Annotated in this window: 20 protein-coding genes; all 20 read left to right on the top strand. The window is 49.5% G+C overall.

All coding sequences use genetic code 11. The features are described from left to right. Positions 1-3: 3 nt before the first annotated feature. The 20 genes from KTH90_RS13205 to KTH90_RS13110 all read left to right on the top strand — a co-directional run bounded on the left by KTH90_RS13205 (position 4) and on the right by KTH90_RS13110 (position 26,750). A complete protein-coding gene (locus tag KTH90_RS13205; RefSeq protein WP_158354129.1) occupies positions 4-1,218 on the top strand; it encodes a zinc-dependent alcohol dehydrogenase in 1,215 nt (404 codons plus the stop codon). Positions 1,219-1,235: 17 nt separating this feature from the next. Continuing rightward, positions 1,236-1,544: a BMC domain-containing protein gene (locus KTH90_RS13200; protein ID WP_158344868.1), complete on the top strand. Its 309-nt coding sequence runs from the start codon at positions 1,236-1,238 to the stop codon at positions 1,542-1,544. 66 nt (positions 1,545-1,610) lie between these two features. After that, positions 1,611-1,889 carry a BMC domain-containing protein gene (locus KTH90_RS13195; protein WP_158344870.1) on the top strand — a complete coding sequence of 93 codons (279 nt, stop codon included), beginning with the start codon at positions 1,611-1,613 and terminating at the stop codon, positions 1,887-1,889. An 18-nt stretch (positions 1,890-1,907) separates the two neighbouring features. Continuing rightward, entirely contained in the window at positions 1,908-2,201 is a 294-nt protein-coding gene (locus KTH90_RS13190) for a BMC domain-containing protein (RefSeq protein WP_158344872.1), read from the top strand. Between the two features lie 99 nt (positions 2,202-2,300). Further along, entirely contained in the window at positions 2,301-2,579 is a 279-nt protein-coding gene (locus tag KTH90_RS13185) for a BMC domain-containing protein (RefSeq protein WP_158344894.1), read from the top strand. Between the two features lie 207 nt (positions 2,580-2,786). Then, positions 2,787-3,428 carry a phosphate propanoyltransferase gene (gene pduL, locus KTH90_RS13180; protein WP_158354130.1) on the top strand — a complete coding sequence of 214 codons (642 nt, stop codon included), beginning with the start codon at positions 2,787-2,789 and terminating at the stop codon, positions 3,426-3,428. A 39-nt stretch (positions 3,429-3,467) separates the two neighbouring features. Continuing rightward, positions 3,468-3,746, top strand: coding sequence for a EutN/CcmL family microcompartment protein (locus tag KTH90_RS13175; RefSeq protein ID WP_158344876.1), 279 nt, complete (start codon positions 3,468-3,470; stop codon positions 3,744-3,746). 15 nt (positions 3,747-3,761) lie between these two features. Further along, a complete protein-coding gene (locus tag KTH90_RS13170; protein ID WP_158354131.1) occupies positions 3,762-5,090 on the top strand; it encodes an SLBB domain-containing protein in 1,329 nt (442 codons plus the stop codon). Positions 5,091-5,106: 16 nt separating this feature from the next. After that, positions 5,107-5,655, top strand: a complete 549-nt coding sequence (locus tag KTH90_RS13165; RefSeq protein ID WP_158354132.1) for a BMC domain-containing protein — start codon at positions 5,107-5,109, stop codon at positions 5,653-5,655. 277 nt (positions 5,656-5,932) lie between these two features. Beyond that, positions 5,933-6,190 carry an HPr family phosphocarrier protein gene (locus KTH90_RS13160; protein ID WP_158354133.1) on the top strand — a complete coding sequence of 86 codons (258 nt, stop codon included), beginning with the start codon at positions 5,933-5,935 and terminating at the stop codon, positions 6,188-6,190. 224 nt (positions 6,191-6,414) lie between these two features. Continuing rightward, entirely contained in the window at positions 6,415-6,966 is a 552-nt protein-coding gene (locus tag KTH90_RS13155; RefSeq protein WP_238726920.1) for a biotin transporter BioY, read from the top strand. 334 nt (positions 6,967-7,300) lie between these two features. Beyond that, positions 7,301-8,485 carry an AI-2E family transporter gene (locus tag KTH90_RS13150; protein ID WP_158354135.1) on the top strand — a complete coding sequence of 395 codons (1,185 nt, stop codon included), beginning with the start codon at positions 7,301-7,303 and terminating at the stop codon, positions 8,483-8,485. A 115-nt stretch (positions 8,486-8,600) separates the two neighbouring features. Further along, a complete protein-coding gene (hydA, locus tag KTH90_RS13145; protein ID WP_158354136.1) occupies positions 8,601-9,974 on the top strand; it encodes a dihydropyrimidinase in 1,374 nt (457 codons plus the stop codon). Between the two features lie 1,352 nt (positions 9,975-11,326). Next, positions 11,327-13,000 (top strand): phosphoenolpyruvate carboxykinase (ATP), encoded by a 1,674-nt coding sequence (locus KTH90_RS13140; RefSeq protein WP_158354137.1) that lies wholly within the window; start codon positions 11,327-11,329, stop codon positions 12,998-13,000. Positions 13,001-13,203: 203 nt separating this feature from the next. Beyond that, entirely contained in the window at positions 13,204-14,640 is a 1,437-nt protein-coding gene (locus tag KTH90_RS13135; protein WP_158354138.1) for an acyl-CoA carboxylase subunit beta, read from the top strand. A 15-nt stretch (positions 14,641-14,655) separates the two neighbouring features. After that, the gene (locus tag KTH90_RS13130; RefSeq protein WP_238726919.1) at positions 14,656-15,375 is read left to right on the top strand and encodes an OadG family transporter subunit; all 720 of its coding nucleotides are present in this window, start codon (positions 14,656-14,658) and stop codon (positions 15,373-15,375) included. Between the two features lie 22 nt (positions 15,376-15,397). Further along, positions 15,398-15,760: a biotin/lipoyl-binding carrier protein gene (locus KTH90_RS13125; RefSeq protein ID WP_158354140.1), complete on the top strand. Its 363-nt coding sequence runs from the start codon at positions 15,398-15,400 to the stop codon at positions 15,758-15,760. Positions 15,761-15,883: 123 nt separating this feature from the next. Next, positions 15,884-17,032, top strand: coding sequence for a sodium ion-translocating decarboxylase subunit beta (locus KTH90_RS13120; RefSeq protein ID WP_158354141.1), 1,149 nt, complete (start codon positions 15,884-15,886; stop codon positions 17,030-17,032). Positions 17,033-17,061: 29 nt separating this feature from the next. Next, positions 17,062-18,468, top strand: coding sequence for an oxaloacetate decarboxylase subunit alpha (locus KTH90_RS13115; RefSeq protein WP_158354142.1), 1,407 nt, complete (start codon positions 17,062-17,064; stop codon positions 18,466-18,468). Between the two features lie 647 nt (positions 18,469-19,115). Beyond that, the gene (locus KTH90_RS13110) at positions 19,116-26,750 is read left to right on the top strand and encodes a non-ribosomal peptide synthetase (RefSeq protein WP_238726918.1); all 7,635 of its coding nucleotides are present in this window, start codon (positions 19,116-19,118) and stop codon (positions 26,748-26,750) included. The last annotated feature ends 4 nt before the right edge of the window (positions 26,751-26,754 follow it).

The following is a 26,754-nucleotide window of genomic DNA, read 5'->3' as shown; positions in this document are numbered from 1 at the left end:
GATATGGAACAGGTAAATATAGAAGAAATCGTAAAACAGGTATTATCTGAGATGAAAGGAAGCGCAGGCAGCCAGGCGGCCGCTCCCGCCAGGAGTGCAGCACCTGCAGGCGCCATCCCGAAAACCTCCAGAGTAGCGATGCTGACCGGCCTGGAAAACTACGACATCAAGGAATATCCGATCCCGGAACTGGGTGACGACGATATCCTGGTTAAAGTGGAAGGCTGCGGCGTATGCGGTACCGATGCCCATGAATTTAAGAGAGATCCCTTCGGACTGATCCCGGTTGTCTTAGGACACGAGGGTACTGGCGAGATCGTGAAAATGGGTAAGAATGTGAAAGTGGACAGCGCCGGAAAACCTCTGGCATTGGGTGACAAGGTTGTTACCTGTATGATTTTCAAAGACAACCCGGACATCACCATGTTCGACCTGAACAAGCAGAATGTGGGCGGAGCCGATGTATACGGATTACTTCCCGATGATGATATCCATCTGAACGGATGGTTTGCCGACTACCTGGTAGTCAGAGGCGGATCCAGTATCTTCAATGTAAGCGACCTGGATCTGGATTCCAGAATCCTGATCGAGCCTTGCGCCGTTCTGATCCACGCGGTAGAGCGTGCGAAAACCACCGGAATCTTAAGATTCAACAGCAGAGTAGCCGTACAGGGCTGCGGACCGATCGGTCTGATCTGCATCGCGATCTTGAGGACTATGGGAATCCAGAACATCGTAGCCATCGACGGAGAACAGAAGCGTCTGGACTTCGCAAAAGAACTGGGAGCTTCCGCCAGCGTCAACTTCAAGGATCACAAGGGAATTGAAGAGCTGACCGAGGCTGTGAAGGATGCTTTCGGCGGATACCTGGCAGATTTTGCATTCCAGTGTACCGGATCTCCGGTGGCTCATGCGAACATCTACAAATTCATCCGCAACGGCGGCGGACTCTGTGAGCTGGGCTTCTTCATCAACGGTGGAGACGCTACCATCAATCCTCACTTTGATATCTGCTCCAAAGAGATCACAACGGTTGGTTCCTGGGTATATACCCTGAGAGATTACGCGACCACCTTCGATTTCTTAAAGAGTGCGAAACAGATCGGCCTTCCGATCAACAAGCTGATCACCCACAAGTTCCCGTTAGACCAGATCAATGAGGCACATCACACGAACCTGAGGATGGAAGGACTTAAGATCGCCATCATCAACGAATAAAAAAGGTGGGATGAGCTATGGCAGGTCAGGCAGTTGGATTGTTAGAAGTATTTGGCTGTGTAGCGGCTTTTGTAGCGGCAGATGCAGCGGCAAAGGCGGGCAATGTTTCCATTGAATCACTGGATAAGAACAAACCGGCCAATGCAGACGCACTACCCGTACCGCTGATCATGTGCCTGAAAATCCGCGGTCCGGTTGCAGATGTAAGAGCTGCCATGGAGGCGGCCAAGGCTGCAGCCAGCAGCATCACCGGGGTAGTTACCGAATATATTATTCCGGCTCCGGATGAGAATACGGAGAAGATGTTGAAAATCAGTGCAATATAAGATATGATGTTGAAATAGAATGTATAGTAAATGAAAAGCAAACGCCCTTAAGGAGGATTTTTAATTATGACACAGGAAGCATTAGGAATGGTAGAAACCAGAGGTTTAGTAGCAGCAATTGAGGCATCCGATGCAATGGTTAAGGCTGCAGACGTTACTCTGATCGGAACTGAGAAAATCGGAAGCGGACTGGTAACCGTTATGGTTCGCGGCGATGTAGGTGCGGTAAAAGCTGCAACAGAAGTTGGCGGAGAAGCTGCTGCAAGACTTGGAGAATTAGTAGCTGTACACGTAATCCCGAGACCTCATACGGACGTTGAGAAAATTTTACCGATCATTAAATAATAAAAGCAGGGAATGCGTATGAAATCTTTAGGTTTGGTGGAATTACCGAATTGTACGGACGCAATCGTCGTGTTAGACCAGATGTTGAAAACGGCGAATGTGAAGTTTCTTACATGGGAAAAGAAACTGGGCGGCCGGTTAGTGACCATTTTCGTCCAGGGGGAAGTATCCGCCGTCACCGAAGCTGTAGAACGGGCTAAGAACTGCGGTACAGGCCGGGTCGTTGCTTCCGCGGTAATCGCAAACCCTCATGAAGAAACAATGAAGCTGGTAGAGACTAGCCGCAGGAAATATAAATTCAAATTTGATTAAGCGTCAAAGATGAAATTTCAGAGCGGTTCACGAGGAAACAAAATGGCACAGACAAAGACGAGACAGGCAAAACAAATCGAAATTAAGGAGGAAAAAAGAATGGATCTTCAGGCATTAGGAATGGTAGAAACCAGAGGTTTGGTAGCATCGATCGAGGCAGCCGATGCAATGTTAAAAGCTGCAAACGTAGTATTAGTTGGTACCGAGAAAATCGGTAGCGGACTGGTAAGTGTTATGGTCCGCGGCGACGTAGGTGCTGTAAAAGCTGCTGTAGAAGCAGGTTCCGCCAACGCTGCAAAATTAGGTGAAGTGATTGCTGTACATGTAATCCCGAGACCTCATTCGGATGTGGAGAAAATTCTTCCCCAGATCAAATAATCGATAAGACAATTGTTACGAAACAGAGAAGAAGGAGGGCTCCTTCTTCTCTGTGGATTGTAACTAAACCCTAAGGAAGGGATGAAGGGTTGAACGAAATGTTCATCCATACCTATATGTGCAGAAAAAACGCACGTTTGGAGGAAAGGCTGAACGAATGTTCATCCATACCTATATGTGCAGAAAAATGCACGTTTGGAGGAAACCATGCAAGAACAATTTATACAGGAAATTACCCAGAACGTATTAAAACAGCTTCAGAACGTTGACGTGTATAATGAAGAAAACAAAGTTCCCATCGGCGTATCCGCAAGACATGTGCATCTTTGCAGGGAACATATCGATATATTATTTGGCAAGGGTTATCAGCTCACAAAGAAAAAAGATCTGATGGGCGGCCAGTTCGCTTCCAACGAGTGTGTGACTCTGGTGGGAACGAAACTGCGTGCCATTGAAAATGTCCGTATCCTCGGACCGGAAAGAAAGGCTTCACAGGTGGAAGTATCCAAGACCGATGCGATCCGCTTAGGTTTAAATCCTCCGGTCAGGGAGTCCGGTAAGATCGCGGGAAGCGCACCGGTGTCCCTGGTGGGCCCCAAAGGTGTGGTTTACTTAAGTGAGGGCTGTATCGTAGCTATGCGTCATATCCATATGTCTCCGGATGACGCTAAGAAGTTCGGAGTGGAAAACGGGCAGATTGTCAAGGTACGTTTCGGCAGCGAGCGCGGGGGGATTTTTGAAGATGTATTGATCCGGGTGCATCCGACCTTTACGCTGGAAATGCATATCGATACCGATGAGGCAAACGGACTGGGGATTGGAAAGCAAATGGGAATTCTGATAAAATAAGAGTTTGAAAGCGAAGAGTGCCGGGGAGGCGCAGATGACATGATAATTGGTAAGGTTGTAGGTACGGTTATTTGTACCAGAAAAAATGATCATCTGGTTGGGAATAAGTTCCTCATAATAGATCCCATGGAGAAAATGGCATCTGAGATGGAATCCAGAATAGTGGCAGTGGACAATGTGGGAGCCGGTATCGGTGAAATTGTGTTGGTAGCCAGAGGCAGTGCGGCGCGTGTCGGCTGTGGGGATGAGAACTCTCCCGTAGATGCCTGCGTCGTAGGTATCGTAGATGATCCGCAGAAAATCGTTATTGTAGAATAGGTTGGTGTGAATAACATGGAATTGGTACAGATGAAGGAAGCGCTATATGAAGGCGGTGTCGTAGGTGCAGGCGGAGCAGGATTCCCGACCTACGCAAAATTGTCGGACAAAGCACAAACCGTAATCCTGAACTGTGCGGAATGCGAACCGTTGATCAAAGTTGACCGGCAGCTGATCATGGCCCATGCAGAAGAGATTCTTTCCGGTATGCAGATGCTGGTGGACACCATGGGAGCAGAAGAAGGCATTCTGGCAGTGAAGAAATCTTATACGGCGGCGATCGAGGCAGTGCAAAGCCGCATCGGTGGATATCCGAAATTGCGGTTACATATACTGCCGGACATCTATCCGGCCGGGGATGAGGTGGTGCTGATCTATGAGACCACGGGTAAGATCGTCCCGCAGGGTAAAATTCCTATCTTGGTAGGCTGTGTTGTCGTCAATGTGGAGACAGTGCTGAATCTATATAATAAGGTAACAAGTGATAAAGATGTTACATCCAAGTTCGTCACGGTAGCCGGTCTGGTAAACAATCCCCTGACCGTTGAAGTTCCGGTAGGCATCACAGTACAGGAACTGATCGATCTGGCCGGCGGAGTGTCAACACAAGACTACGCCATCTTAATGGGTGGTCCTATGACGGGACGGATCTGTTCTGCCCACGACATCGTGACCAAGACTACAAAAGCAATTCTTATATTGCCCCCTGACTGCCCTCCGATCGCCAAGAGACGTCGTGAGAGCCGTCTGGATATCCGTAACGCGATGTCTGTATGTTCCCAGTGTTCCATGTGCACAAGCCTGTGCCCGAGAAACCTTCTGGGACAGTCCATTAAGCCTCATGAGTTTATGCGGTCCATCGCAAACGGCCTGACGGACAATGTGGAACCGTATCTGAATACATTCTTCTGCTGCTCCTGCGGCCTGTGTGAGATGTATTCCTGCCACCAGGACCTGTCCCCCAGAAGACTGATGGATGAGTACAAAGGCAAGATGCGCGCCAAAGGAATTAAGATTCCGGACAAAGCAGGAAAAGGTGTGGCAAGCCCGCTTCGGGAAGAGAGAAGAGTCCCCGAGCATCGTCTGGTTCACCGTCTGGGATTACACCAGTTTGATGTTCCGGCACCACTGGTAAAATGCGAGAAGGAATTCAAAGAGGTGAAACTGATGCTCCGTCAGAACATCGGCGCCCCTTGTGTTCCGGAGGTTAAGGTGGGAGATTCCGTAACACAAGGACAGACCGTCGCAAGACCACCGAAGGAAGCATTAGGTACCTGCCTGCATGCAAGTATCGGCGGTAAAGTTACGGCAGTTACGGATCAATTTATAACCATTAAGGCATAGTGTGGAGATGAAAGCGATGAATAGAGCAATAGGAATGGTAGAATACAAAACGGTTTCTTCCGGTATACAGGCGGCGGATTTGATCGTGAAGACATCGGATGTGACGCTGATTGAGGCCCAGACCGTATGTCCCGGTAAATTCATTATCTTATTTTCCGGTGATATCAGTGCGGTCCGCGTGGCTGTGGATGCGGCAGAACGTCAGTTCCCGGAGAGCATGATAGACAAATTCGTGTTGGGTAATCCTCATGACTCCATCTTTAAGGCACTGTCCTGCACAGCACAGATCGATGATGTAAATGCGCTGGGCATTGTGGAAACTTTCACAGGTGCTTCTGCGATCGTAGCGGCCGATCACGCGGCCAAGACGGCGGAAGTGGATATCTTCGAGATCCGGATCGCCAGAGGTATGTGCGGAAAATCCTATGTGCTGCTGACCGGTTCCGTGGCGGCAGTGACAGAGGCTGTGGAATCCAGCGTTTCAATGATAAAAGAGGAAGGCCTGGTACTGGATTATGCAGTGATACCGAGCCCTTCCAAAGAATTTGTACGTACTTTAATTTAGGTTTGTTTGTGTTTGTGCATAGAGGAACCGACCGGCCGGACAGGATAACTGTCTGGGCCGGCCGGTTTTTTATTTCGCAGGAAAGTGCTCCTGTGAAATAAAAAACGGTTCAGTAAAGGATAAAATGTTCCAGTCCTGTCAATAAAAGAGAAAGAATTGGGGGATACTGAATAAGAACTACGGGAAACAGGAAAAATCCTCTGTGTTTCCTGAATGAGTTGAGGAAAACACAGAGGATCGGTAAATATTTACGTAACAATCAGTACTGGAGGAACGAATGAAAGAATTTGTGTATGCGGTAAAAGATGAATTAGGGATTCATGCCAGACCTGCGGGGATGCTGGCTAAGCTGGCAGCCGGATATAAAAGCCAGATATTGATCTGCTGTAACGACAGAGAAGTGGATGTAAAAAGGATTATGGGTGTGATGAGTTTAGGTGTAAAACAGGGACAGCAGATCAAGTTAAAGGTTGAAGGCGAGGATGAGGATGAAGCCGAAGAGGCTCTGCGCAAATTTATGGATGAGAATCTATAATGGTTCATATTGTGCTTTTATTGCAGCAGTGCTCATGAAATGGACAGATGTGTAATGGAGATACATGGAATGGACAGATCATGTGCGCTGTTTTTTACACTATAAAGTTAACTAAAAATAATAGAGGTTGACAATCTGACGGTGAATCTATATAATAAAATCAACCCATAAGATATATGGTTAACAATTGCTGAAACTAATGGATACATAAAATGGAGGAAAGAATGATGAAACAGAAGATATCAACCAGATCTATCGTTGCCGTGGGAGTATTTGCCGCTGTGATTGCAGTCCTTTCACAGATATCTGTTCCCATGCCGTCACAGGTGCCGATCACGCTTCAGACATTTGCAATCGCACTGGCGGGATATGTGCTGGGGTGGAAGCGGGGACTGGGGGCGGTAGTCGTATATGTATTGCTAGGAGCAGTCGGCGTTCCGGTCTTTGCCAATTTTACAGCAGGTTTTCAGGTCCTCGTGGGGCCGACGGGCGGCTTTATCTTTGGCTTCCTTGGTATGGCCGTACTGTGCGGGCTTGGAGGAAGACAAAAAGATAAACCCCTCGCAATCCTGTTCAGCCTGCTTGGACTGTCTGTCTGTCATTTGGCCGGAGCGCTGCAGTTTTCCATGATCACTTCCACATCCATAGGTCAGGCATTGTTAATCGCGTCTGTCCCCTATCTGATCAAGGACGTGATTTCACTTGTATTAGCTTATGTTGTTGGGGCAATACTCAGGAAGAGACTGGCTTCGGCTGGTATTCTGATCTATGTATAGCACATATCTATCTACCTGTTCCATAGGAAATATATATCTATTATAGAAGAATCATATCATATAAAGAATAATATTGAGATCGGATACTGCTGAACAATGCATTCGCCCGCTGTGTAATATTACAGAGATGGGATGAATTTATTGGTCAGCAGTTTTTGTATTTACAGCTGTAGACTGCAGAAAATTGGAATGAAATAATACAGGGAACTGGATGAAATAATATCAGGAACTATAAAGAAATAAATGTAATCCGGCTATTCTTGCGAAATGAAATAGATTGTAGTATGATAGCAGTAATTATAACATCGATAAAAGGATGAGGAGAAGTCTGCGTATGGACCTGAACAAAAAAAATTCCCGAAAGATATTTGGATTTATTGCATTTGGAATCATTCTATTTGTCGCAATGGAAAATCTGGGCGCTGTTGCGGGTGCTGCAGGCTGGATCCTGGGTCTGTTCTGGCCGTTTCTTCTGGGCCTTTGCATAGCTTTTATTTTAAATATTCCCATGCGCTTTCTGGAAGAAAGAGTGTTTGCGGGCCTGAAGGGAAAAAAAACATGGAATAAAATCTGCCGTCCGGTATGTATGGTTTTATCCATGGTCATTATACTGGCGATTGTATTCTTTGTCATGTTCCTGGTGCTGCCGGAACTGATTCGAACCTTTACCATACTGAGCAGAAGCATCCCGGCCTTTGTGAATGATGTACAAAACTGGCTCATAAAATTGGCGGAAGATTTTGACATATCCGCCGACACCATCCAGAATATATCCATTGACTGGGATAAGATGATCAGTACGGCGGTCACGTTTCTGCAGGATGGGGCGACTACTGTGCTGAATACAACCATAGGAGTCACCACCTCCATCGTAAATGGAGTCGTCAATTTTTTCCTTGCGGTTATCTTTGCCATCTATATTTTGGCAGCGAAAGAAAAATTGGGCGGACAGATCCGCAAATTTCTCCGGGCGTTTATCGACACGAAAAAAGCGGATCAATTTCTCTATGTATGCAGCCTGTCCAGCCGGATCTTCGGTAACTTTGTCAGCGGACAATGTACGGAAGCGGTAATTCTTGGAACACTGTGCTGGCTGGGTATGCTCCTTTTACAGCTGCCCTATCCGCTGGTTATCGGTGCCCTTGTTGGTCTCACGGCGTTGATTCCCATTTTTGGCGCATTCATTGGGTGTGCGGTAGGCGCGTTCCTGATTTTGATCGTCAGCCCGATCAAAGCCCTGATTTTCATTATATTTTTCCTGGTGCTTCAGCAGATCGAGGGAAATTTGATCTATCCAAAAGTGGTGGGCACTTCCGTGGGACTGCCCGGAATCTGGGTGCTTCTGGCGGTTACGATCGGCGCCAGCATGTTCGGCGTTATCGGTATGCTGGTATTCGTTCCACTTTGTTCGGTCCTTTACTGCCTGTTTCGGGAAGCGGTAAACCACAGGCTGTGCATCAAGGAACAGTCAGCAGCCAAAAAGCCAGCCGTACCAAAAGAGCCTGCAGCTAAGAAATGACCCATAAAAAAAGAAGCTGTTCATCAACTGTTCAACCAGATTATATAAGTAAAAATAGTGATATGAGAGAAAGATAATCTCATCAATATAAGAAGGATAGAGGGAGGTTATAACAATGGCAGTTATCATCAAAAACGGTACGGTTGTATCACCAACCCAGAGTGCCATGCAGGATATCCGTATTGAAGGAGAAAAAATCGCGCAGGTGGGGGAGAACCTGCCGGTATCCGCAGAAGACACGGTCTATGATGCCCAGGGAAAACTAGTATTTCCCGGATTTATCGATGCCCATACCCATATGGATATGGATAACGGTAAAATAGTAACCGCAGATGACTTCGCGTCCGGCGGCCGGGCGGCTATCGCGGGAGGCACGACCCTGCTGATAGATTTTGCGACCCAGGATAAGGGCCATCTGATGGGAGAGGCATTCTATCAGTGGATGGCGAAAGCTGAGCAGAAGTGTTCCTGTGACTATGCTTTCCACATGGCCATCATAGACTGGAATGAGGAAACCAGACAGGAACTGACCAATATGTTCCGGATCGGAGTTTCCTCCTTTAAAGTATATCTGGCCTACGACAATCTGCGGATCAACGATCGTGAGCTCTACGAACTCCTGTGTGACATGAAGAAACTGGGTGGAATCGTCGGCGTTCACTGTGAAAACGGTGATCTGGTCAACGAGCTGGTAGCCGAACAGCTGGCGGCAGGCAACACAAGTCCCGCAGCCCATCCGGCCTCCAGGCCGGCAGAAGTGGAAGCCGAAGCCATATCCCGCCTCCTGTACATAGCGAAGTTAGCCGACTGCCCCGTCCACATCGTTCACTTAAGCACGAAACTGGGACTGGAAGAAATCCGGAAAGCCCGGGCCAACGGGCAGACCGTCTACGTTGAGACCTGCCCCCAGTATCTGCTCATGGACGACTGTGTATACAGCCAGCCGGATTTCGAAGGAGCCAAATACGTCTGCTCCCCGCCAGTCCGCAAAAAAGAAGACCAGGAAGCCCTCTGGGAAGGCCTCATAAACGGAGAAATTCAAACCGTAGCCACGGACCACTGCAGCTACAACTTCCACGGCCAAAAAGACTTAGGAATTGACGACTTCTCCAAGATTCCCAACGGCCTGCCCGGCATCGAGCACCGTCCGGAATTGATCTATACCTACGGAGTCAAAACCGGCCGCATCACCAAAGAAAAAATGTGCGAGATCCTGACTGCCAACAATGCCAAGATATTCGGCTGTTACCCTCAAAAAGGAGTTATCGCTCCCGGCAGCGACGCGGACATCGTGATCTGGCAGGACTGCCAGGAACCCATCACCGCCGCGGCCCAGCATCACAACGTAGACTACACCCCCTACGAGGGAATTGAGATCCTGGGCAAGCCCCAGACCGTATTCCTCCGCGGTCAGGAAGTATTCCGCGATGGCAAGCTCCTCCAGCCCGAGCTCGGAATCTATATAAGCCGGGAACCAGGCGGACTATAACACGCGCACCTGAGTAAAAATTGTTGTGCTGCCCTTTGTACACGGGGCAGCATTTTTATGCAGTCTATTTCCACGGGACTCCGGGAGCAAAGGGGCGCGGGATGCAAAGCCGGGCGGAAAATCTCGCGGGGCCAAATCACATCGGCCAGACCTAAGAACGGGTAACTCCGAAGGCGGGAGAACCTCTTATTGGCAGGGCCCGGAACAAACTCGCCAAAGGGCGGCTCGGACAGTGTTCCGGGCCCTGCGAGGTTCTCCCGCCCTCTGCGTAACCCGTTCTAAGGCCTGGCCTCAAGTGATTTGGCCCCGCGAGATTTTCCGCCCGGCTTTGCATCCCGCGCCCCTTTGCTCCCTGCTTTATAATAAGCTTTTTTCCATGTTCTGACAGGTTGTTAGAACCTTATCCATGAAATCTTGCGCAAAAAGGCAAAATTTTAGTTCCGGTTTATCCGGGTTAAGTATTTAAAGTATCGAATTCTGGCGTTGGCGGGAGTGTGAAGTCCTTTAGGCTGGAATCTGATCAAAAATCCGGATCAGGCTGAGCGGCTCAAGGGGAAGTTATACCAACCCTTGTTTGTTCCCTCTCATCCCTATTTTACGAAAGGCTTTTTCGCAGGGTGTCAGATACTATAGCGCTGCTCCCGTCTCTCAGAATACCTGTAATAGCTGTAATACCTGTCTGCCCTGGTAAAATGGTAAGCTGTTACAAACCGTCACTGCCTTCAAGGGTCTATACAAGGGTCTTATCCATTGTGAAAGCTAAGAACCTCTAATTTTTCCAAACAGTCGCCAGTCGATCTGCGGTATATGACGCCACGCAGACTGTAGGAACATGGAAAAAGGCTTTTCGTACAGCAGGGCTGAGAGGGAAGGGGCGGACCTTGGGGCGCGGGCGGCAAATCTCGCGGGGCCAAATCACTTGAGACCGGACCTTAGAACGGCTTACGCAGAAGGCGGGAGAACCTCGCAGGGCCCGGAACACTGTCCGAGCCGCCCTTTGGCGAGTTTGTTCCGGACCCTGCCAATAAGAGGTTCTCCCGCCTTCGGAGTTAGCCGTTCTTAGATCCGGCCGATGTGATTTGGCCCCGCGAGATTTGCCGCCCGCGCCCCAAGGTCCGCCCCTTCCCTCTCAGCCCGGACCTTAGTAAACTAAATCCCCATTTTTCCACAAAAATCAGCCGTGAATAGTAACTATTACTTGTCAAATATTTCACAATTCCCCGCGGAATAGCTTGACTTTTAAACTGTGAAATGAGATAATAGATCCAAATTGCGAATCTTATCGCAGTTGCATATTCCGGCCGGGAAGAATGAAAAGATGCCGGATCTATAGAACTAAAGGAGGACAAGATATGTCAACAAAAGCGTTTTATCCCAGAAACGAAATCGGCGCTGGCAAGGTTGGCTTTGCGAAAACCAGGTCCATCATCGAAGCTGCTTTCTATGGGAACAATGTGATTAAGGTTAACACCTTAAAAGAGGCTTATAATCTGGCCAAGAATTCTCCTGGAACCGTTGTTACAGACATGCCGGTTTACAGAGGTGAAGAATTCGGCCTTGAGCCCGACGCTAAGGTTTTGTTATTTAATGACGGTTCCATTACCGGACGTTACGCTGCTGCAAGAAGAATTGCCGGCGAACCCAATGTGAACTGTGATGAACTAGATAAAATGACCATGGACGCTGTATATGATACCAGATGGAAAAAAATGTATCATGCAGAGGCATATGTAGGACTGGATCCTGAATTCATGGTAAAAGCCCACCTTTTGATTCCGGAAGGCGAAGAGAATATCATGTATTCCTGGTTGTTGAATTTCCAGTATCTGAGTGACTATTATGTAAAGATGTACAAGGAATCCGTACCGGTAGGTGACGGAAAGGAGCCTGACATCTATATCTTCTCAAATCCCCAGTGGCCCGGCACCGACAAACCCGGATATGATCCGAAATGCCTGTGCTACTTCAATACAGATCAGAACTGTGCCGCTATTCTTGGAATGAGATATTTCGGTGAACATAAAAAAGGAACCCTGACTATGGCTTGGGCGATCGCTAACCGTAACGGTTACGCTTCCTGCCACGGCGGACAGAAGGAATACACTCTGGCTGACGGCTCCAAATATGTTGCTTCCGTATTCGGTCTGTCAGGATCCGGAAAATCCACTCTTACCCATGCAAAACACGATGGAAAATATGAGATCCAGGTGCTTCATGATGACGCTTTCGTTATCAATACCGATACCTGCGCATCCGTAGCTCTGGAGCCTACTTACTTTGATAAGACCCAGGATTATCCGACCAACTGCGAGGACAATAAATATCTGTTAACTGTTATGAATAACTCCGCGACTCTGGATGAGGACGGAAAAGTTGTTATCGTAACAGAAGATATCCGGAATGGTAACGGACGTGCGATCAAATCCAAACTGTGGTCACCGAACCGTGTTGACAAGATCGATGCTCCCGTTAATTCCATTATCTGGATCATGAAAGACCCGACGATTCCTCCGGTTGTTAAATTAAAAGGTGCTTCCTTAGCCTCCGTTATGGGAGCGACTCTTGCAACTAAGAGATCCTCTGCGGAGAGATTAGCGGAAGGCGTGGACCCGAACGCACTGGTTGTGGTTCCTTACGCAAACCCGTTCCGGACCTATCCGCTGTCCCATGACTTTGACAAATTTAAAAAATTAGTTGCTGAGAAAAATGTAGACTGCTATATCGTCAACACCGGCGACTTCATGGGCAAGAAAGTAAAACCTGCCGATACGCTTGGCATCCTGGAAGCGATCGTCGAAGGCAAAGCGGATTTCAAACCCTGGGGACCTTTCTCTGATATTGAGATCTTTGACTGGGAAGGCTTCGTACCGGATATGAATGATGCAGATTATGTTGCTCAGTTAAAAGCCAGAATGAACGATAGATTAGAGTTTGTAAAATCCAGAGACACCTTCAAAGACGGTTACGATAAGCTTCCTGCTGATGCTTTAGAGGCAATTCAGAAGGTAGTAGACGAATTAAACTAATTAGAACTAACAGAGGGCTGTTCTGAAGATAGGACAGCCCTCTCATAAGATGACTATAGGATCTGGCGGAATTTATATCGAGCGGCGGCCACCGCGCGCCCGCCCGTAGGGCATGAGATTACGGGATGTAAATTATGGTAGGCTTATCCGCTTTGAAAATGGCGGATCAGATATAAATTATAGAATAATATGGAGGGTGAAACATGAGTAACAATGCAACAAATGCGGCAAGACAGAGAATTGACGCTCTTCTGGACGCAAACAGTTTTGTTGAAATCGGTGGATATGTTACGGCAAGAAACACAGATTTTAACTTAGCAGCAAAAGAAACACCCGCAGATGGGGTCGTAACAGGTTATGGTGTAATTGATGGGAATCTGGTGTATGTGTACAGCCAGGATGCCTCTGTGATGAACGGTTCCATTGGCGAAATGCATGCAAAGAAAATAGCAGGTTTGTACGACTATGCTATGAAAATGGGAGCTCCTGTGATCGGTCTGGTAGACTGCGCGGGCTTACGGCTTCAGGAAGCTACCGATGCGTTAAACGGTTTTGGCGAGATCTATCTGAAACAGTCCCTGGCTTCCGGTGTGATTCCTCAGATCACGGCTGTTTTCGGTACCTGCGGCGGCGGTCTGGCTCTGGTACCCGGATTGACGGATTTTACCTTTATGGAAGAAAAAGACGCGAAGCTGTTTGTAAACAGTCCCAACGCGATTGACGGAAACAATGTGTCCAAGTGTGACAGTGCTTCCGCTAAATTCCAGAGTGAAGAAGCAGGTCTTGTTGATGTAGTGGCAGACGCCGCTTCCATATTAGAACAAATCAGACAATTAGTGTGTATGCTCCCTGCTAATAATGAGGATGATATGTCCTACGAAGAGTGTACGGATGATTTGAACCGGACATGTACAGATCTGGCAAACGCGGCAGGTGATACGGCGATTGCACTTTCCAATATTTCTGATGACGGCGTGTTCTTTGAAGTTAAGAGAGCTTACGGACAGAACATGGTGGCCGGATTCATCAAATTAAACGGCGTGACGGTAGGCGCTTTGGCTAACCGCACAGAGCTGTATGACGAAAACGGAGAGAAAACTGCGGAATTCGACAATGTATTGTCTGTCAAAGGCTGCAGAAAAGCGGCGGAGTTTGTAAACTTCTGCGATGCTTTTGATATCCCGGTGCTCACCCTGACCAATGTAAAAGGTTTCAAATCCAGCATGTGCGCAGAAAAGAATATTGCCAGAGAGGCAGCGAAGATGACCTACGCATTTGCCAACGCTACAGTGCCGAAAGTAAATGTGATCATAGGCGAAGCTTACGGCAGCGCTTATGTGGCGATGAACAGCAAATCCATAGGGGCGGATATGGTATTCGCATGGCCTCAGGCACAGATCGGTATGATGGATGCGGGATTAGCGGCCAAAATCATGTATGACGGCGAGAGCGCGGACATCATCAATGAGAAAACAGCGGAATATGCTGCGCTTCAGTCAAGTGCGCTGGCGGCGGCTAAGAGAGGATATGTAGATAACATTATCGATGCACAGGATACGAGAAAATATGTAATCGGTGCGTTTGAAATGCTGTTTACGAAAAGAGAGGATCGTCCGAGTAAAAAACATGGCACGGTCTAGGAGAGGTGGAAAGATATGAGAAAATTCCTTGTAGCAATATGTATCATGACCTGTCTCTTTTCCTTGACCGCCTGTGGACAGAAAGTAGAAAGCCCTTTTGATGACTATCAGGATGAAGATTTTCGCGCGAATTCCGAAGGCTTTATTCAGGGTCTCAGCCAGTCCGATGACAGCTATTTGCAGAGCCTGATTGACCAGGAAGACGGCGTGATATCTGCCGCTGCCGAAAACTGGCTGGATGTCAAAAAAGAGCTTGGCGCTTATAAAGGGGTAAAGGACTTTGAGGTGAAACGGGAAGGAAAGCAGTTGAGTGCTGTCCTGACCGCTCAGTTTGAGAATAGAGACGGAACATTAACCATTACTTACAATGAGGATCTGCAGCCAACTTCGATCACTGTGGATGTGAATTACAGTATGGGGGAGAGAATGGGCAAGGCCGCCTTGAATACCCTGATGGGTATGGGCACGGTGTTTGTCATTCTGATCCTGATCAGTCTACTGATTTCTTTATTTAAGTATATTAATAAACTGGAAGCAAAAATGAACAAAATAACGGCTGTTCAGGAAGCACCAGCTCCGGCAGCTCCGGTTCTCGCAGAACCTGTAGAGGAACTTACAGATGATTATGAACTGGCAGCGGTCATCAGTGCGGCGATCGCTGCGTCAGAAGGTACGTCCGCGGACGGCTTTGTGGTAAGATCAATCAAAAAAAGAACAAAATGGCAAAAGGCCTAATTGAAGATAGGAGGATTTATCCATGAAAAATTATACCATTACCGTAAATGGCAACGTATATGATGTAACCGTAGAAGAAGGCGCAGGTGCTCCTGTGGCGGCAAGCGCTCCGAAAGCAGCTCCCAAAGCGGCACCGGCTCCCAGCGCAGCAAAACCGGCTGCAGGAGCAGGCAGCGTCCAGGTAAAAGCCAGTGTACCCGGCAAGGTTTATGCGGTCGAAGCGAAAGTGGGACAGGCAGTAAAATCCGGAGATAATCTGGTTATTCTGGAAGCGATGAAAATGGAAATCCCGGTTGTGGCACCTCAGGATGGAACAGTGGCCAGTATCGACGTGGCAGTAGGCGACGCCATTGAGTCCGGAGACGTTTTAGCAACACTCAACTAGGATTCATACGCGTAAAGACAATACCCTTCCGGGCAATTTGTAATACATGTCCTTTGGGCGGGTGTGCAGCTGCGCTGCTCAATAAAGTATGAATTCCCAATCAAAAATATGGGAGGTTAGATCATGAGTTATGTATTAGAGACTATGGAAAACCTCATACACCAGACCGCGTTTTTTAATTTAACGATCGGAAACGTGGTGATGATTCTGGTTGCATGTGTTTTCCTGTATCTGGCAATACGAAAAGGATACGAACCGCTCCTGTTGGTTCCGATTTCCTTTGGTATGTTGCTGGTTAATATTTATCCGGATATCATGCTGGCGATTGAAGATTCCGCGAATGGTACCGGTGGATTGCTCCATTACTTCTATTTGCTGGATGAATGGGGAATCCTTCCTCCGCTGATTTTCCTGGGCGTGGGAGCGATGACGGACTTTGGTCCTTTGATTGCGAATCCCAAGAGCTTTTTACTGGGAGCTGCGGCACAGTTCGGTATCTTTATCGCATATTTCGGAGCGATTGCCTTAGGATTCGGTGATAAGGCTGCGGCAGCGATCTCCATTATCGGCGGAGCCGACGGCCCAACTTCGATCTACCTGGCTGGAAAGCTCGGGCAGACGGCGATCCTGGGTCCGATTGCGGTAGCGGCATATTCCTATATGTCACTGGTTCCGATTATTCAGCCGCCGATTATGAAATTACTGACGACGGAAAAAGAACGGAAGATTAAAATGGAACAGCTGCGTCCGGTTTCCAGGCTGGAAAAAATCCTGTTCCCGATTATCGTAACCATCATCGTTTGTGTTATCCTTCCTTCTACCGCTCCATTGATCGGTATGTTAATGTTAGGTAACTTGTTCCGGGAATCCGGAGTGGTACGTCAGCTGACCGAGACGGCATCCAATGCCCTGATGTATATCGTGGTTATTCTGCTGGGTACCTCCGTTGGCGCGACCACCAGTGCCCAGGCTTTCCTGACCCCCACGACCATCGCTATCGTGGTATTAGGTCTGATCGCATTTATATTTGGTACGGCGGCCGGAGTCCTGTTTGGTAAATTGATGTGTCACCTGACCCATGGCAAGGTGAACCCGCTGATCGGATCCGCCGGTGTATCCGCAGTTCCGATGGCCGCCCGTGTATCCCAGAAGGTGGGTGCGGAGGCAGATCCCACCAACTTCCTGCTGATGCATGCGATGGGACCCAACGTGGCCGGAGTTATCGGTACGGCCGTGGCAGCCGGTGTGTTTATGGCAATCTTCGGTGTGTAATTTAAATATAAGAAGGAGGTAAAAATAGAATGGCAGAAAAAAGGCCTGTAAAAATAGTGGAAACGGTTTTGCGTGATGCACATCAATCCTTAATCGCGACCAGAATGAAAACGGAAGAAATGCTTCCGATAATTGACAAAATGGATAAAGTTGGTTACTACGCAGTAGAGTGCTGGGGTGGTGCAACTTTTGACGCATCCCTTCGTTTCCTGAAAGAGGATCCGTGGGACAGACTGCGCAAATTAAGAGCTGGGTTCAAAAATACCAAATTGCAGATGTTATTCCGCGGACAAAATATCCTGGGATACCGTCCTTATGCAGACGATGTGGTAGAATATTTCGTACAGAAGTCTATCGCGAACGGAATTGATATCATTCGTATTTTCGATTGTATGAACGATCTTCGCAACCTGCAGACAGCTGTTACTGCGACCAACAAAGAGGGCGGACACGCGCAGGTGGCATTATCCTATACCCTGGGCGATGCCTACACGATGGAATACTGGACTGAGAAAGCAAAACAGGTAGAGGAAATGGGCGCGGATTCCCTGTGTATCAAGGATATGGCAGGACTGCTCGTCCCTTATGAAGCTACCCGTCTGGTAGAAACCTTGAAAAAAGCAGTTAAGATTCCGATCGACCTGCATACGCATTATACTTCCGGTGTGGCTTCCATGACTTACCTAAAAGCTATCGAAGCTGGATGTGACATCATCGACTGCGCCATGTCCCCGTTCGCGCTGGGAACCAGCCAGCCGGCAACCGAAGTTATGGTAGAGACCTTCCGTGGAACTGAATACGATACGGGATACGATCAGGCTTTACTGGCTGAGATCGCCGATTATTTCCGTCCCATGAGAGACAGTGCTCTGGACAGCGGCTTAATGAATCCGAAGGTTTTGGGCGTCAACATCAAGACCTTACTGTACCAGGTACCGGGCGGTATGCTCTCAAACCTGATGTCCCAGTTAAAGGAACAGCATGCGGAAGACAAATACTATCAGGTTCTGGAAGAAGTTCCGAGAGTAAGAAAAGACCTGGGAGAACCGCCGCTTGTTACCCCTTCCAGCCAGATCGTCGGAACACAGGCAGTGTTCAACGTGCTGATGGGAGAACGCTACAAGATGGTAACCAAAGAGACCAAGGCGGTACTTATGGGTGAATACGGCGCCACCGCAAAACCTTTCAACGCGGAGCTCCAGAAAAAAGTGATCGGAGATGCAACCCCGATTACCTGCCGGCCGGCAGATTTGATCGAGGCAGAATTAGACAAGTTAGAGAAAGAAGTGGCACCCTGGAAGCAGCAGGATGAGGATGTCCTCACCTATGCGCTGTTCCCTCAGGTGGCAGTGGACTTCTTCAAATATCGTCAGGCGCAGCAGACCAAAGTGGACGCGGCTGTGGCCGATACGAAAAATGGGGCTTATCCGGTTTAGATTTTGACTAAGGGCCGGTAATGGCGGGGAGCGGAAGCTTGGCTGTACACAGGCTGGCCGGCTTGCGGGGTTCCGCCTCCGGCCTTCCCGGCGGATGGCTCCGGGCTCAAACTATGGATCCGCCCAAAAGGCTGTCCTTCGCTGGACGGGTCTAAGGGAAAACGAGTGGGACAGAAGAAACACCGTGCCTATTCACCAGGAATTTCTGAAGAAATTCCCGGCTCAGAGGCACTCAACTTTCTGCGGGAAGCAAAAAGTTGGTTTCTCCTGTCCCACTCGTTTTCCATTAGCCCGTCACAGCTCGGCCAAGCCTTCCCGGCGGATCCATAGTTTGGGCCCGGAGCCATCCGCCGGGAAGGCCGGAGGCGGAACCCCGCAAGCTTCTAAAAGAAAAGCAAATGAAAAGAAAAGGCAGGAATGGAAAATATTGTCAGATTTGTTTGAAATCACATTGGTATTATGACGAAATTTGGTAGAAATTGTGGCGTTTTTGATTATTTTTGTCTGGTTTGCTTGATTTTTGATACAACAAACGGTATAAATATAAGTAAGGGTTTTTGGTTTGCAAAAAATGGAAATTGGAGATAGGATGGATGACGGCTTTCGGAGGACTTGATGTTGGTAACTTAGAGAGAGGAAGGACGTGTATGGTTGAGGATGGTGTTGCTTTGGAAACGAGAACTTTTGCCTTGTCTTTGAGCCAGCAGAATATTTGGAATCTGGAGCAGGCTTATCCAGGAACATCCATTAATAATATCAGTACGACCATTAGAATCCAGGGACGGATTGATTTTCATGCTTTGCAGAAAAGCATCAATCGGGTGCTGGCTTCTGATGGTTCTTTGCGTACCCGCATTTTCAGGGATGGGGGCCGTCCGGTACAGTATCATGCGCCTTATGCGAAGGAGATTTTTCCGGTTCTGGATTTTTCGCATACCAGCGGACAGGGGATTAAGAGCTGGGAACATGCGGTGACCAGAGAGGTGATTCCGCTGGAGGATGGTCCGCTGTATCGATTTGTACTGTTCCGTACCGGAGAGAATTCAGGGGGAGTGTTGATCAAGGTCCATCATATTATCTCGGACGGCTGGGCGCAGGTTTTGCTCTGTAACCGGATCGGACAGACTTATCTGGATCTGCTATCGGATAAGGAGGTGGAGCTTGAAGAGTTTCCCAGCTATCAGCTGCATGTCCAGGAAGAGCAGGAGTATTTGAAATCAGCGGCCTATCAGAAGGACCTGGCATATTGGTCCGGGGTGATGCGGGATGCCGGTGAGCCCTCCATGATCAAGCAGGTGAAGAGTGCGGCGGTAAGCCCTGTGGGCCGAAGGAGCAGTTTCAGGCTTCCGGATGTGATCAATCATGCGATCTATTCCTTCTGTATGCAGAACCGGGTAGCGCCTTTTGCGGTGTTTTACATGGCTCTGGCTATCTATTTTAAGCGGATCGGCGGTGCGGACCGTTTTACGATCGGGGTTCCGATCTATAACCGCAGTAGTTACGTGTCCAAACAGACCACAGGGATGTTTGTCAGTACGCTTCCTTTTATCAGTGATATCTATGAAGAATGGTGTTTTTCTGAATTCAATGAGCAGCTGGCACTGAATTGGTATGAGCTTTTGCGTCATCAGAAATTCCCTTTTGCGGACATTGTCCGGATGGCGGAGGAAGAGCAGAAACTGTCGGGAAGATTGTTTCATATCGCGTTGTCCTATCAGGATAGTACGATTTTAAAAAGCAGGGATACATCGGTGCACTTTTCCGGGCGCTGGCATTATAACGGCTACCAGGCCGAGCATTTGTGCATTCATTTGAGTAATCTGGAGGATAACCGGAGGTATTCGGTGGATTATGATTATCTGACTCAGTTTTATTCGGACCAGGAGATTGAAGAGTTACACAGATGTCTGCTGAATATTTTACAGGAGGCGCTGTATGCGCAGGAAAGACCGATCTATCAATTGGCGGTGCTGGGCAGTGAGGAACGGGAGCAGGTTTTATATACCTTTAACAGAACTACAAAAGCGGTGCCGGAGGAGGGGCTGTATGGGCAGCTGCATCAGCAGGCGCAGGATCATCCGGGGCGGGCGGCTGTAATCTGTGACGGTACGAGAGTCAGCTATCGGGAGCTGGAACACTTGGCGTATCCGGTTTATGAAGCCATCCGCCAGGGCGGCGTTATGGAAAATGCGCTGGTGGCGGTATTCCTTCCGAAAAAACCGGAATTGCTGGCGGCGATGGCCGGTATCCTAAGGGCCGGCTGCGCCTATCTGCTGCTATCTGTGGACCAGCCGGTAGGGCGGGTTTTAGATATCTTAAACCAGAGCGGTGCGAAATTCTTGATTTCGGAAGAGAAGATCCTGCATGAAGCAGGTTTTAGCAGTATTCCGGTACCTGTTCTGGATATAGGAAGCCTGGTGGAAAACGAAGGGGATCAGGTTGGCTGTGCGCAGGAGCAGCCGGGGGATCTGGCGTATGTGGTTTACACTTCCGGCAGTACCGGTAAACCAAAAGGTGTGGAGATTACCCGGCAGAATGTCAGCAATTTTGCCCAGGCAATGTCTGACGTATATGGGAAGGGAGCGGTTCTTTCCATATGTAATGTGGGCTTCGATGCATTTATGCTGGAAAGTATCGTGGCGCTGCTGAACGGCAGAACGATCGTGCTGCCCAGGGAGGAGGATACCGAATCGCCGGAGAGAATTGCCGGTTTGATTACCGGGTATGGGGTTGGTTTTATGGCTCTGACGCCTTCCAGACTGATGGCATTTTTAAAGAACGGCCCTTTTCGGGTGGCCATGCGTTCTTTGGAAAGTATTGTCTGCGGCGGTGAAGCATTTCCCGGTGAATTGCTTTCGCAGCTGCAGATCTGTTCCAATGCCCGTATTTACAATCAATACGGCCCCTCTGAAGCTACCGTGGGGGTAAGTATGAAGCTTTTAAATCATACGGATCAGATCACAGCGGGCCCTCCGATGCAAAACTGCAGGCTCTATGTGCTGGATGACTGGATGAATCCGCTGCCCATTGGGATCTATGGTAATCTTTATATCGGCGGTGCGTGTGTGGGCAAGGGGTATCGCAATGATGATCAGCTGACGAAGGAAGGCTTTCTTGAAAACCCCTTTGTATTGGGGGACCGCATATACCGGACCGGAGATACCGCAAGATGGACACCGGAAGGTGAGATCGTTCTCGGGGGAAGAACGGATCAGCAGCTAAAGCTTAGAGGCATACGGCTGGAGCCCCAGGAGATCGCCGCCTGCCTGGCTTCCCATCCGAAAGTGAAGGAGGCTGCGATCAAAGTATTTACAGACATGGGCCAGGAGATTCTGGCTGCCTATTACACCTCGGGGGAAACATTGACGGAAGGAGAGCTGCTGGCCTATGCCGCCTCTTATCTGCCGCGCTATATGCTTCCCACAGTGATCATACGGCTGGAAAAGATACCGCTTACTTCCAATGGAAAAGTGGATGAGTCCGCACTCCCGGGTCCGATTCCTGCCGGCAGGACCGGAAAGGTCAGTACCCGGTTCCAGGAAGAACTGCTGGGGATATTCCGCGCAGTGTTGGAGCGTGCGGATCTGGATATTGAAAGTGATTATTTCCTGTATGGAGGGAATTCTCTGAATGCCATGCAGGTGATCTATGAAATAGAGAATAAGACAGGGCATGCCATGCGGATCGCGGAATTGTATGCCTGCCGGAATGTCAGGAGACTGGCAGAATATCTGGGTGATGATGGCCGGGCTGCGGCCGGGCAGGCGGTCGGATATACAGGTCAAACGGATACGGTTCCCGGGCAGGGACTGCTCAGAGAACTGATGCCGGCTCCGAAACTGGAGCGTTATCCCATGATGCCGATTCAGCAGGGGATCTATGTTCAGTCCCACTTTGAGGACGGACAGCTGGCTTATCATATGCCAGGCGCTTTCCGTCTGCCTGCAGAGGCGGACTTAAACAGGATACAGCAGGCATTCCGGGATTTGATCGCATGGGATCCTGTGCTGCGCACTTCATTTAAGCAGGATCCGGACGGGGTATATGCTTATGTGAATGACCGGGTTCCGTTTGATATCCCCGTACTTCAGGGGGAGGATCAGGAAGAGGTATTCAGAAAATTTCTGCGTCCGTTTTCTTTGGAGGAAGCGCCGCTTTTGCGTGCCGCATTCTGGTGCAGACCAGATGGTAGATGGCTGCTTCTGCTGGATATGCATCATATGATCGGGGATGGATTAAGCACACCGCTTCTGATCAGGCGGCTGGATGAGCTGTACTGTGGAAAGAGACTCTCCGAATTAGGAGTCAGTTATCTGGACTATGCGTATGAACAGATGCAATGGGAAAATGACGTGGATCCGGCCTGTAAAGAATATTGGCTTGAAAACCTGAATTCGCTGCCGGAAGCATTGAATCTTCCCACGGATTTTGCCAGGCCGCACCAGTTTGATTATCGGGGGAAAATACTGACTCATCGGCTGTCCGGTTCGCTGAGCGGGAAATGTGATGCTTTTTGTGCAACGGCCGGGATTACAAGCTACACGTTTTTCGTGGCGGCCTTTGGCCTGCTTTTGGCAAAGCTTTCCGGTAAAGAAGATCTCGTGGTCGGGACACCGGTTTCCGGAAGATTACGGCCTCAGGAGCTTGAGATCTGCGGGCCTTTTATCAATACACTTCCACTGCGGCTGCATCCGGAGCGTGGAATTACGGTAATGGAATATATGCATGCGGTGCAAAGGGCTTCCACAGGCCTTCTGGATCATCAACGGATATCACAGGAGGAGATTATAGCGATGCATAATCTTCCGAGAACCTTCTCCCAGAATCCGTTGTATCAGGTAATGTTTTCCCAGAGGCCCCTGGATGCAGGAGAATTTAAGCTGGGCGGAGAATCTCTGACCTATTACCCCATCCCCATGGGTACCGCAAAGTCGGACTTAACCCTGGAGGCGGCGAAAGATAAGCGGGGCTATTTCTTCTGCCTGGAATATGCAGCCAGTCTGTTTTTGGAGGAAACCGCAGCCTATTTGGGCCGCTGCCTGGAACAGATCGTGGAAGAATTTATCAAGAATCCGGATCAGACTTTATATGAGTTGTATCCGGTAACCAACAGCGACCAGATGAAACTGGTGGAAGAACCGAATTTTATGTATACGCCGTATCTGAATTTACCGATACATAAAATCATGGAACGTACGGTGGATCTGAATCCGGACGCAGTGGCGGTGGTATTTCACGGAGAGAAAATTACCAGAGCGGGGCTTCTCGCCCGGGCGGATGAGATCGCCGGCCTGCTGGCAGCGGCAGGAGCCGCTGGAGGTGACCGGATCGGTTTGATTATGCATCGGACGCCGGATCTGTTTGCCGCCATGCTTGGTATCCTGAAGGCGGGCTGCGCTTATGTGCCGATGCTGCCGTCTTATCCGGAACTAAGGCTTAAGACTATGCGGGAAACAGCAGGGCTGCGGCTGATCCTCTGTGATGAGCGGGCACAGGCGGTGCTCCCTGGAGAATTAGGCTGTCCGCTTGTCTGCGTGGGACAAAAGAAGGACGGGGAAATCTTCGGAGCGGATGCCTGTCAGACACCGGCGGCAGGTAAGTTTCAGGATGTGCCGGTCAAGGGAGAGGATTTGGTAAATGTGATGTTTACCTCCGGTTCCACCGGCAGGCCAAAAGGGGTTATGCTAAAACACAGTTCGGTATCCAATCTGTATGTGAGTATACGGGAACTGTTGGAACGTGCGGCGGGGCCGATTCTGTGTACTACCAATGTGGTATTTGATAGTTTTATCGGCGAGAGTCTGTTCCCTCTGGCTATGGGGAAAGAGATCGTACTGGCCGATGAAGAGGAAATGATGCTTCCGTGGAAGCTGGCCGATTTGATCGTCCATGAGGATGTGGAGATATTCCAGGTTACACCGGCGCGTCTGCAGATGTGTCTGAGCAACACTTCCTTCTGCGCGGCAGCGAAGAGTTTACGGCTGGTGCTGCTGGGAGGTGAGGTGCTGATGCCGGCGCTGTTACAGAAGCTGCATCAGGCCAGTGAAGCGGTGAGTATCAATATGTATGGGCCTACCGAGGCGACCGTCTATATGACTATGACAGAGGTATTTCCGGACGGGCACATAACAATCGGCCGTCCGCTGCGCAACAGCAGAATCTATGTGCTGGACGAGAATCTGATGCCGGTGATGCCGGCCGCCTGCGGAGAATTGTGCCTGGCGGGAGAATGCCTGGCAGCGGGCTATATATCCAGGCCGGACTTGACTGAAAAGGCGTTTGTTCCGGATCCGTTTGTTCCGGGAGAGCTGATGTATCGAAGCGGTGATATTGGCCGGCTCCGTCTGGATGGTTCCTATGATTTCCAGGGACGCAGGGATGCCCAGGTCAAACTGAACGGACAGCGTGTGGAATTGGATGAAATATCAGGGGCGATACTGGATTCCGGATTCGTGGTCCAGGCCGCTACCGTTCCGGTTGCTAAACCGGATGGAGCGATGGAGCTGTGTTCCTTCTACCAGGCAAAAGATGGCGGCAGGGTTGACGAGGAGAAACTGCTCGGACATCTGAAGAAGCTTCTTCCGGCTTATATGCTGCCGTCAAGATTGGTGGAGCTTAAGGAAATGCCCTTTACCCCCAGCAGCAAGCTGGATCTGCAGGCGCTGAAAAAGATGGCCGCGTCCATGAAGGAGGCGTCACCTTCGACAGAGAGAAGTTCTTCCGGGAAAATGAGGACAGCAGAGGAGGAGCTTCAAGAGCAACGGGTAAGAGCAGAGGAGGAAGCGCGGCCGGAAGAAAGCTCCGATACAAATAGTGAAATATCCGTCCCGCAGGCGAATGTGGATTCCGTGTTACAGATCTGGTCGGAAGTACTGGCCAGGGGGAATCTGGAACCGGGTGTTTCCTTCTTCGAGCAGGGAGGTACTTCCCTGGCGGCCCTCAGCGTACTCAGCAGATATTATAATCATAAATGGGAGATGTCTCTTCAGGAATTCTATGAACATCCGACCGTGGCAGAGCAGCTTAATATTCTGAATCCAAACTGGAAGAGTCAAAAGAATTCGGAGAATAACCAGGAATCAGGGAACAGCCAGGAACCGGAGAATAACCGGGAACCTCGCATTAAGGAGCCGGTACAGAACGAAGTAGTTAAGGAAACAAACCAAAGAGAGAAACATCGCCCCCACCGGTTGGGCAGAGTGTTACTGACTGGTGCGACAGGCTTCATGGGAGCTCATCTTCTGCATGCATTGATAGACGCCGGCGCGGGAACCGTGCTGTGTCTGATGCGGGACGGCAGCAGGGAGCGGCTGATGGAGCGGCTGTCCTGGTACTTTGGTGCAGGCTGGCTGCAGAGTGTTGCCGCCAGGATTAAGGTGATCGCCGGGGATATCAGCAGGCAGGAACTGGGTCTGTCCCATATGAATTATATCGATCTGGTGGGCAGGCTGGATGCCATCTACAACAGCGCGGCGGATGTGCGCCATTATGCCTCCGACGCGGAAGAATATACCGCTACCAATGTAACCGGCGTGGAGCATATCATAGAGCTGGCGGAGCGGTCAGGGGCCATCCTTCATCACATGTCCACATGCAGCGTCAGCGCTGAGCAGCTGGTAGGCAGGGAAGGGCCTGCAGTTTTTACCGAGCACGATTTCGACATTGGACAGGACTGGCAGTCGAATCTGTACGTAAAGACAAAGTTCCTGGCGGAAGCCAGAGTATTTGACGCCATAGAGCGGGGAGTGGACGCCAGAATCTACCGGCTGGGCAGGCTGGTGGGCAGATGTTCGGACGGTACTTTCCAGGTGAATCCCGACAGCAACGCGTTCTATCTGCTGATGAAAGGGATCGCCGTTCTGGGAGCGTTTCCGGATACCATGGCGGATCATCTGACAGACTTGACACCGGTGGATTATAGTGCGGATGCGATTCTGGCTCTGGAACGTTCACAGGAACGCGTATTTCACATATTGAGCCCGCGTCAGACGAGGATGGAAGAAATTATTCGGGCAGTACTGCCGGATACCCGGTTCCTGCCGGAGCCGGAATTTGAAATGCGGTTGTCACAGCGGCTTTCCAAAGGATATCACGCGGAGCTGATGCCTCTTGCTGATTTCTGGAATCATATAAAAACGGCTCCTCCAGTCATCGAAGTTACTGCCGAATACACATGGCAGCTGTTGGAGAAGCTGGGATTTCAACGGGAGATCCCGGGCCCCAAACGGTTATTGAAGAATTTTCTGTTTGCAGCCTGGAAGGATGAGGGCGAATCCCATTAGTAAT

This window comes from Diplocloster modestus (assembly GCF_019042245.1).
GTDB lineage: Bacteria > Bacillota > Clostridia > Lachnospirales > Lachnospiraceae > Diplocloster > Diplocloster modestus.
The sequence above is the reverse complement of the archived record's forward strand: the minus strand, read 5'-3'. Positions and strand labels throughout refer to the sequence as shown.